The organism is Parafrankia sp. Ea1.12 (assembly GCF_900465275.1).
Taxonomy (GTDB): domain Bacteria; phylum Actinomycetota; class Actinomycetes; order Frankiales; family Frankiaceae; genus Parafrankia; species Parafrankia soli.
Map to the genome: position 1 here is coordinate 1 of NZ_UBIZ01000661.1, position 1540 is coordinate 1540.

Genomic DNA, 1540 nt, shown 5'->3' on the forward strand with positions numbered 1-1540 from the left:
CGGTAGTTGTCAAGTCAAGCGAGACAGTGGGTTGTTAGTCGACTGGCTGTGGGTCTGGCTGGTTGATCCACGCGGTGTCGGGTAGGCGGGGTGGCCGTGGCCTGCGGCTGAACCGTGCGGGGTAGGCGGCGTGGGCACGGTCGAGGGTGGCCTGGCGGTGGGCCTGGACCTGGACGGCGGTGCCGTAGTGGACCGAGGCGGGGGTGTGAAACCCGATCCCCGAGTGGCGATGCTCGTGATTGTAGGCGGTGAAGAATCCCTCGCAGAACCGGCGGGCGTCGTGCAACGACCCGAACTGGGCGGGGAAATCGAAGCTGTACTTGAGGGTCTTGAACTGCGCCTCCGAGTACGGGTTATCGTTGGAGACACGGGGCCGGGAATGTGACCGGTGGACGTCGAGGTCGACGAGAAGCGCCGATACCGGTTTCGATATCATCGCACCGCCGCGGTCAGCGTGGATCGTGTGCGGTGAGGTTCCGTTGCGGGTGACCGCGTCGGCGAGGAAGTCCTTCGCGACGACCGCGTCTTCCGCGGCGGCAACAAGCCATCCGGTGACATACCGCGAGTAAATGTCGAGGATGACGTAAAGTTTGTACCAGATTCCTTTCGCTGGTCCTTTCAGTGCGGTGATATCCCACGTCCAGACGTGGTTCGGTCCGGTCGCGGACAGCTCGGGTCGGACCCGGGGTGGGTGGGTCGCCTGGGCGCGGCGTTCCCGGGACTGACCGGCCGTGCGGGCGATGCGGTACATCGTCGACATCGAGCACCAGTACCGGCCCTCGTCGAGCTCCCGGGCCCAGACCTGCGGGATCGCCAGGTCCTGGTACGCCGGGCTCGTCAGGACCGCCAGGACCTGGGCGCGTTCGGTGTCGGTCAGCGTGCCCGGCGGCGGGGTCCGTGCCAGCCACGGCCCGTGCAGCCGGCCGCCGGGTGCGCTGTGGCGGTAGTGCGTCGCGCGGGAACGCCCGGTCAGCGCGCACGCCTGAGTCACCGGGATGTTCGCCGCGCGGAGGTCGTCGAAAGCGTCGTTCAGGATCTGGTCGGCGGCTGGTCGGTATCCGCGCTCCCGGAGACCTGTTCCAGAAGCGCGCGCGCTTTTCCCATGATGTCCAGCGCGGTTTCGGTGGTCGCGAGACGGGCTTTCAACCGTTCGTTCTCCCGGCGGAGCCTTTCCAGCTCGACCTGCTCGGCCGACTTCCCGGGCTTCTTCTCCGGCACGCGGCCAGCGCCGGTCATTCCCGCGAGCGCGCCGGCGTCACGGGCCCGGGTCCACTCCAACACATGGGAGGAGTACAGGCCCTCCCGGCGTAGGATCGCGCCTTTCTCACCGTTCGCCGCGTTCTCGTACTCGGTGACGATCCTCAGCTTGTACGCAGCGCTGAACACCCGCCGCGACGGACGCGGCGCCGGATCACGCGACGGCGGGGACTCGCCCGGGCTCTCCTGCGACTCTGACTCCACGAACACAAGGATCTCCGATCACCCCTCCGTAGCCAACCCGCACCCGCGAGGGTGTCTCACACGAGTCTGACAGGGAGGG

General features: G+C 67.6%; 2 protein-coding genes. Both read right to left on the minus strand.

Annotated elements, in window-relative coordinates:
* Nucleotides 1-34: 34 nt before the first annotated feature.
* Nucleotides 35-991, minus strand: a complete 957-nt coding sequence (locus tag FMEAI12_RS34630) for a DDE-type integrase/transposase/recombinase (RefSeq protein ID WP_160144379.1) — start codon at nt 989-991, stop codon at nt 35-37.
* A 38-nt stretch (nt 992-1029) separates the two neighbouring features.
* A complete protein-coding gene (locus tag FMEAI12_RS34635; RefSeq protein WP_160144380.1) occupies nt 1030-1461 on the minus strand; it encodes a transposase in 432 nt (143 codons plus the stop codon).
* Nucleotides 1462-1540 lie beyond the last annotated feature (79 nt).